7 protein-coding genes are annotated in these 7596 nt (G+C 67.8%); 4 read left to right on the top strand and 3 right to left on the bottom strand.

Annotated elements, in window-relative coordinates:
- Positions 1-129 precede the first annotated feature (129 nt).
- Positions 130-1290 carry an amidohydrolase family protein gene (locus QRO95_RS16290; protein ID WP_285303005.1) on the top strand — a complete coding sequence of 387 codons (1161 nt, stop codon included), beginning with the start codon at positions 130-132 and terminating at the stop codon, positions 1288-1290.
- Positions 1291-1359: 69 nt separating this feature from the next.
- Here QRO95_RS16290 and QRO95_RS16295 read toward each other — a convergent pair whose 3' ends face one another.
- Positions 1360-1797: a DUF3806 domain-containing protein gene (locus QRO95_RS16295; protein WP_121503529.1), complete on the bottom strand. Its 438-nt coding sequence runs from the start codon at positions 1795-1797 to the stop codon at positions 1360-1362.
- Between the two features lie 131 nt (positions 1798-1928).
- A complete protein-coding gene (locus tag QRO95_RS16300) occupies positions 1929-2810 on the bottom strand; it encodes a LysR substrate-binding domain-containing protein (RefSeq protein ID WP_285303006.1) in 882 nt (293 codons plus the stop codon).
- 122 nt (positions 2811-2932) lie between these two features.
- Here QRO95_RS16300 and QRO95_RS16305 point away from each other — a divergent pair, with 122 nt between their 5' ends.
- Together QRO95_RS16305 and QRO95_RS16310 are read left to right on the top strand one after the other, a co-directional pair.
- Positions 2933-3634, top strand: a complete 702-nt coding sequence (locus QRO95_RS16305; protein ID WP_285303007.1) for an ankyrin repeat domain-containing protein — start codon at positions 2933-2935, stop codon at positions 3632-3634.
- A gap of 51 nt (positions 3635-3685) precedes the next feature.
- The gene (locus QRO95_RS16310; protein ID WP_049398460.1) at positions 3686-5143 is read left to right on the top strand and encodes an amidohydrolase family protein; all 1458 of its coding nucleotides are present in this window, start codon (positions 3686-3688) and stop codon (positions 5141-5143) included.
- An 88-nt stretch (positions 5144-5231) separates the two neighbouring features.
- Here the strand turns inward: QRO95_RS16310 and QRO95_RS16315 are convergent, their stop codons facing one another.
- Positions 5232-6161 carry a LysR family transcriptional regulator gene (locus QRO95_RS16315; protein ID WP_285303008.1) on the bottom strand — a complete coding sequence of 310 codons (930 nt, stop codon included), beginning with the start codon at positions 6159-6161 and terminating at the stop codon, positions 5232-5234.
- 93 nt (positions 6162-6254) lie between these two features.
- Between QRO95_RS16315 and QRO95_RS16320 the strand changes: the two genes are divergently transcribed.
- Complete coding sequence (locus tag QRO95_RS16320; protein ID WP_285303009.1) at positions 6255-7448, top strand: MFS transporter; 1194 nt, start codon at positions 6255-6257, stop codon at positions 7446-7448.
- Positions 7449-7596 lie beyond the last annotated feature (148 nt).

Consider the following 7596-nt stretch of genomic DNA (forward strand, 5'->3'; position numbering starts at 1 on the left):
CGTGGCTGCAACCGGTTGTCGCAGGGGGAATCATCGTTCTGGTGAATGCGTGCCATCCAGATATTTCGTTGGCCGATGGCACTATCGAGGCGCAGGATGGCGCCAGTCTTGGCTTTCCGGGAATTCCCGATGACCCTGCAGTTCATCCACGGTGGTGTCGACCGCGACGGCGCGCCACTGCATTTCCATATCCGTGATGGCCGCATCAGCGGGCTCAATGGCGAGGCGGCGCCGGCTGAAGGGGCGGAATGCGTCGATCTGAAGGGCTTCGCGGTGCTGCCCGGGCTGGTCGACGGCCATATCCACCTGGACAAGAGTTTCGTCGGCGACCGTTGGCACCCGCACCAGCCGGTGAACAGCCTGCGTGAGCGGCTGGCGGTGGAGAAGGCGGCGGTGGCGGGTGCGGCACCGATGGTGGACCGTGCCGAGGCGCTGATCCGCCAATGCAGTGCTTTCGGTACGGTGGCGATGCGCTGCCATGTCGATATCGACGGCAGCACCGGTCTCGGCCATCTCGAAGCGGTGCGCGAGGCGGCACTGCGCTGCGCCGACATCATGCGGATCCAGCTGGTGGCGTTTCCGCAGGCCGGGGTGATGTCCTGTCCCGGCACCGCCGCCGTACTGGAGCAGGCGCTTGCCGCGGGCGTGGAGGTGCTCGGCGGCATCGACCCGACCACGCTCGATGGTGATGCCGAAGGCCAGCTGGCGCTGCTGTTCGGCCTGGCCGAGCGTTACGGCGTGCAGCTGGACATCCATCTGCACGAGCCCGGCGAAACCGGCCTGGCCCAGCTGCTGCGCATCGCGGCGCGGACGCGGGCCGCCGGCCTGCAGGGGCGGGTTGCGGTCAGCCATGCCTATTCGCTGGGCGAAGTGCCGCTGGCGCGCGCGCTGCAGGTGGGCGAAGCACTGGCCACGGCGGGTGTGGCGATCATGAGCAACGCTCCGGGCGATCATCCGTTCCCGCCGCTGCGCGCGCTGCATGATGCCGGTGTGCGCGTGTTCGCAGGCAATGACAACATCCGCGACTGCTGGTGGCCGTATGGCAATGGCGACCTGCTGCAGCGCGCGATGTTGCTGGGCTACCGTTCCGGGTTCTACATCGACGCCGACCTGATGCTGGCGCTGGACATGGTCACGACCCACGCCGCGCAGGTGATCGGCCTGCCGCAGCATGGCATTGCCGAAGGCTGGCCGGCGACGTTCGTGGCCGTGCGTGCCGACCACGGCCCGGCCGCCGTGGCCGGAGTGCCGGTGGAGCGCCGCGTGGTGGTCGACGGCCGCTGGCTGTAGATCCACGTCATGGCGTGGATGGCACCATCGCGTGGTCTCAATCATCCACGCATGGCGTGGATCTACCAATCAGGCGTAATCGTCGGCGCGGGTGGCGACAAATTCCTCAAGCCACGCCAGCAGATGGGCGATGTCGATGAGCTCGCCCTGCTCGATGCGCTTGAGCAGCAGCGTGCTGGCGCCGATCTGCAGGCTGCTGTCGGCATAGCGCAGCACCGCGTCGATGCCCCAGGCATCGGTGACCTGCATCCAGGCCAGGCCCGGCACGCGCTGGGCCAGGGTGTCACCGAACGCCACGCCCAGCGCTTCCCAGCCATCGCCGTCATCACGGTCGATCAGCTCGGCATCGACCACGCGCTGCAACGTGGTGGCCGCCAACGGCCACTGCACCGGCAGGGTGGGAAAGCCGGCGGCCACGCGCGCGGCGATCAGCGAGCGCTGGTGCTGCAGATGCGTCTGCAGGGCAGCGGGCAGGGGATCGAAGCGGGTAGGGATTTCGTCGGACATGGCGAGGCGCCGTGGGGCACGGAAACAACGGGCACTCTACGAGGCGATGTTGCCCGCCGTGCGGCCGGATTGGCCAAGTTTCGATGCTTGATGCGCGAAAGGCATCCACGCATGGCGTGGATCTACCGTGCTCAGTCCGGTTCGCGCTGCACCTGGCGCCACAGTTCGCTGGCCAGCGCTCGCACGGCATCATCGGCATCGGAGCGATGCAGCAGGCCGATCTCGTAGTTGTCGATCACCGGCAGCTCGCGCTCGCCATCGATGATGCGGTGTTCGCGGGTGACCGCGCGGCGCGGCAGCAGGCTGATGCCGATGCCATCGGCCACCGCACCCTGGATGCCACTCAGCGACGAACTGGTGAAGGCGATGCGCCAGCGCAGGCCCAGCGCCTCCACGGCGTGGATCATCTCGTCGCGGTACAGCCCGCGTGGCGGGAAGGTGACCAGCGGCAGCGGGTCCTGCTGCAGGCAGCTGCTGCGCAGGCTGTCGATCCAGTGCATCGGCTCGCGCCGGCAATGCACCGCCTGGCGGCTGTTGCGGCGTTGCTTGACCAGCACCAGGTCCAGCTCGCCGTGGTCGAAGCCCTGCGCGAGGTCACGGCTGAGGCCGCTGCTGATCTCCAGCTTCACCTGCGGGTGGCGACGGCTGAAAGCGGCCAGCATGCGTGTGGTCTGCGCGTTGACGAAGTCCTCGGGCACACCGATGCGCACCGCGGTTTCCACGGTGGCGCCGGCCAGCGCCTGTGCCATTTCCTCGTTCAGGTCGAGCATGCGCCGCGCGTAGCCGAGCAGGGTGTGGCCGGCATCGGTGGGGTGTACGTCGCGGTGGCCGCGTTCGAGCAGGCGATGCCCGGCCAGTTCCTCCAGCCGGCGCACCTTCTGGCTGACCGTGGACTGGGTCGAATGCAGGCGCGTGGCCGCCGTGGTGAAGCTGCCGCAGTCGGCCACCATCACCAGCGCCCGCAGCAGGTCCAGTTCGAACAGGGTTCTATTCGATTTGGCACTGTCTTGCATTTGAACATTTCACTTCTGGATACCAATGCCGACTTCTACCATGCAGGGCAGGGGCCGGCAATGCCCGGCTGTTGCTACCGTCGCACGGCGTTCCGTGGCGACGGTCATGAGGAGACACCGTCATGCGCGTCCATCGTTCCCCTGGCTGGCCTGCGCCGTTCGCGCGCGTGCTGCTGTTGTTCCTGCTGGCCATGGTCTCCCCGGCCTGCACCGCAACGTCCAAAGCCGACGTCGATGGCCGCCTGCGCGATGCTGCCAGCCGTGGCGATGCCGATGCGCTGCGACAGGCGATCGAGGATGGCGCCACGCTGGAGGCGCGCGATGGCCAGGGCCGCACCGCGCTGCTGCTGGCCACGCATGGCAACAATGTAGACGCCGCGCGTGAACTGATCGAAGCCGGCGCCGACGTCAATGCCAAGGACGCCATGCAGGACAGCGCCTACCTGTACGCCGGCGCGCGTGGCCTGGACGAGATCCTGGCGATGACCCTGGCGCATGGCGCCGATCTGCGCAGCACCAACCGCTATGGCGGCACCGCATTGATTCCCGCCGCCGAGCGCGGCCACGTCGCCACTGTGCGCACGCTGCTGCGTGCCGGTGTTGAGGTGGACCATGTCAACCGCCTGCACTGGACCGCGCTGCTGGAAGCAATCCTGCTGGGTGACGGTGGTGCGCGCCATGTACAGATCGTGCAGCTGCTGCTGGAGGCAGGTGCCGACCCTGAGCTGGCCGACGGCGACGGCGTAACGCCGCTGGCCCACGCGCGCCAGCGCGGCTATACCGGAATTGAAACCCTGCTGCGCCAGCACGGCGCGGTGCGCTGAATGCAAACCCCTTCCACCCGCACGCTGGGCGTGCCCATCAGGATGCTGTCCATGTTCCGTTCCCGTCCGTTGTCCCTTGCCATCCTCCTTGCGGTGGCGCCGCTGTCGGCGTCTGCTGCCGAGCGCGCCGACCTGCTGATCCGCAATGCCACCGTGGTCGATGTCGAGCACGCCAGCACCTTGGCCGGGCAGAGCGTGGTGATCCGTGGCGAGGACATCGTCGCCGTCGGCCCGGACGCGCAGCTGCGCAGCCAGTGGAGCGCGGCCCGCCAGATCGATGCCAAGGGCAAGTACCTGATTCCGGGGCTGTGGGACATGCACGTGCACTTCGGTGGTGGCCCGGCGCTGATCGAAGAGAACAAGGCGCTGCTGCCGCTATATATCGCGCACGGCATCACCACCGTGCGCGACTGTTCCGGTGACCTGCCCGAGCAGGTGCTGCAGTGGCGCGGCGAGATCGCCAAGGGCACGCTGTTTGGTCCGCGCCTGCTCAGTTCGGGCGCGAAGATCGAAGGCATCAAGCCGGTCTGGAAGGGTACGATCGAAGTGGGAAGCGAGGCCGACGCCGACAAGGCGATCGCCCGCCTGCAGCACGACAAGGTTGATTTCGTGAAGATCACCGACAGCACGCTGAAGCCGGAGCTGTTCCTGTACTCGGCCAGTGCTGCGCGCAAGGCCGGGTTCAAGGCCTCGGGTCACATTCCGATGGCGCTGACCGTGGAACAGGCGGTCGATGCAGGCCTGGCCTCGATCGAGCATCTGGATTATGCATTCAAGGCCGGCAGCAAGGACGAAGCGCAGATCGCCGCCGACTTCGGTGCCGGTCGCATCGACCGCGCCGAAGCCAACCGCCGCCTCGACGCCAGCTTCGATCGTGATACGGCGATGCACGCCTACCGCGATTTCGCCAAGCGCGGCGTGTTCGTGACCCCGACCCTCAACGGTGGCCGCATCCTCGATTTCCTTGACCAGGATGACCACGCCAACGATCCGTACCTGGCCTACATCGGCCCGGGCCTGCGCGCGACCTACCAGTGGCGCGTGGACCGCGCGGCGAAGGCCACGCCGGCACAGATCGAAGCGCGCCACGCGCAGTACCACCAGGTGGCCGCGGTGCTGCCGATGCTGCAGGAAGCCGGTGTGACGATCATTGCGGGCACCGATGCGGGCTTCCTCAACTCGTTCAACTTCCCGGGCATCGCCCTGCACCAGGAATTGCAGCTGTTCGTGAAGGAAGGCCTGAGCGCACCGCAGGCGCTGTCGGCCGCAACCCGTTCCGGCCCGGCCTGGTTCGGCCAGATGGACCGCTACGGTGGTGTCGCACAGGGCAAGGCCGCCGATCTGGTACTGCTGACCGCCAACCCACTGCAGGACATTGCTGCCACCGAAAAGATCGACAGCGTGATCCTGCGCGGCAACGTGTATGACCGCGCCGCGCTGGACAAGATGCTGGCCGACACCAAGGCCAGGGTCGCAGCGTGGAATGCCGAGGCGGCCAAGGCCAACTGATTGCGGGGCGGGCAGAATCCACGCATGGCGTGGATCTACCCGTACCATCAGTAGATCCACGCCATGCGTGGATGATGCGGCCGATGACCTAACGCGGCGCCGGCCGCATTCCATGCAATTGCGGCAGTGCGGCCTTCATCGCATCGATGAAGGCGCGCAGCCGCGGCGGCTGCTGGCGCGCGGCGGGAAACACCACGTGTACCGGCAGTGCCGGCGCCTGCCAGTCCGGCAGCAGCTGCACCAGCCGCCCTTGTGCGAGATCGTCGGCCACCAGCCAGGCCGAGACCACCGCTGCGCCCAGCCCCGCACATGCGGCCTGCTGCACCACGAACAGGTTGTCGCTGAGCAGGCGCGGGCTGATCGACAGCGTATGCGCGCGGCCCTGTGCGTCATGCAGCAGCAGGCGTTCGCGGTAGTAGGTGACCAGCGAGATCCACGGCAGTGTCTGCGCCTGTTCTGGTGTGCTGATCGCGGTGGCCTGCACCAGCGAGGGCGCTGCCACGACGATGCGCGGCACTTCGGCGAGCGGCAGTGCGACCATGCGCGGTTCGTCGACCGGACCCACCCGCACCGCGCAGTCGATGCCTTCTGCGATGAAATCCGGGCGACGATCTTCAAGGATCCACTCCAGGCTCAGCTGCGGGTGCTGGGCAAGGAACGCGAGCATGGTCGGCAGCAGCTGCGCCTGGCCGAAGGCGTGCGGCACCATCACCCGCAGGCGTCCACGCAGCGTTTCCGGTTCGCCGTGCAGTTCGGCCTGTAGCGACTCCCATTCGTCGACCACGCGTTGCGCATGGCGCTGGCAACGCAGGCCATCCTCGGTCAGCTGCAGGCCGTGGGTGGAGCGCTGCAGAAGGCGCAGGCCTAACTGCCGCTCCAGGGCCTGAAGGCGGCGGCTGACCGTCGGCTGGGTGGTGCCCAGCTGCACGGCCGCAGCAGACAGGCTGCCGGCATCGACGATGCGCAGGAAGGTGCGCAGCAAATCCAGACGATCGGCGCCGGTGGCGAGGTCATTCATGCGCTTTACGTATGAAGTGTATGTGCGGAAGCCTACTACAGACGCCTCGCGAATACCGGCAGGATACGCCCACTTCCCCCACCGGACTCTCCCATGTCTACCCCCTCGCTGTCCGTCGCTGCGGCACCCACGACCGCACTCTCCACCCCGCTGGTGATGGCGATGGCAGCCGGCGCCGGCTTCTCGGTTGCCTCGCTTTACTACAGCCAGCCGATGCTGGGCCTGATCGCCCAGGATCTCGGCGCCGGCGAGCGCGCCGCCGGCCTGGTACCGACCTTGACCCAGCTGGGATATGCGCTTGGCATTCTGCTGCTGGCGCCGTTGGGCGACCGGTTCGACCGCCGCAACCTGATCCTGTGGAAGTCCGCGTTGCTGGCGTTGGCGTTGGGCGCTGCTGCGATGGCTGGCCACCTGCCGGGCCTGCTGATGGCCAGCCTGCTGGTCGGGCTGATGGCCACGCTGGCGCAGGACATCGTGCCGGCTGCAGCGGTGCTGGCGCCGGATGTGCAGCGCGGCCAGATCGTCGGCCGGGTGATGACCGGCCTGCTGCTCGGAATCCTGTTGTCACGGGTGGTCAGTGGCGTAGTGGCCGAAGCGTGGGGTTGGCGCACGCAGTTCGTGCTGGCCGCGGTATCAGTGGCGGCGATGGGAGCGGTGATGGCGCGTGCGCTGCCGCGCTTCGCACCGACCAGCACACTGCGCTATCCGGCGTTGTTGGGTTCGTTGCTGGCGTTGTGGCGGGAGCAGCCACAGCTGCGCCGTGCGGTGGCCAGCCAGTCGCTGCTGGCGGTGGGCTTCAGCGCGTTCTGGTCAACCCTCGCGCTGATGCTGCATGCACGGTTGGGGCTGGGTAGTGCCGCAGCGGGTGCATTCGGCATTGCCGGTGCGGCCGGCGCATTGGCCGCGCCGTTTGCGGGTCGATTCGCCGATCGCTTGGGTTGCCACGCCGTGGCGCGGCTGGCGATCGCGGTGGCGCTGCTGGGCTTTGGCCTGCTGTTGACCGAGTCGTGGCTGCCGGCCGCTGCGCTGCTACCGCTGCTGGTGGTGAGCGCGCTGCTGTTCGACTTCGGCTTCCAGTCGGCGCTGGTGGCGCACCAGACGTTGGTCTACGGACTGGTGCCGCCGGCACGCAGCCGGCTCAATGCGTTGCTGTTCACGGGCATGTTCATCGGCATGGCCGCCGGTGGTGCGCTGGGCAGCCTGGCGCTGGCGCAGTGGGGTTGGAACGGCGTGGCCTGGCTGGCGGTGGTGTGCGCGGGTGGCAGCCTGCTGCTGCGTTTGAGGTAAGGATGGTGTTCGGCAGGGCTTGCAGCCCTGCACCTGCTGGAAGCTGGAGCAACAGCAACAGCAACAGCAACGGCGGGTTTCCTGTGGGGTGGTGGGGCGGTGTCGGAGTGCGGGGACGCCGCAAGTACGTCCTTGTAGGCTTGGCAGC

It is taken from the genome of Stenotrophomonas maltophilia group sp. Smal13 (assembly GCF_030236855.1).
Lineage (GTDB): Bacteria > Pseudomonadota > Gammaproteobacteria > Xanthomonadales > Xanthomonadaceae > Stenotrophomonas > Stenotrophomonas maltophilia_A.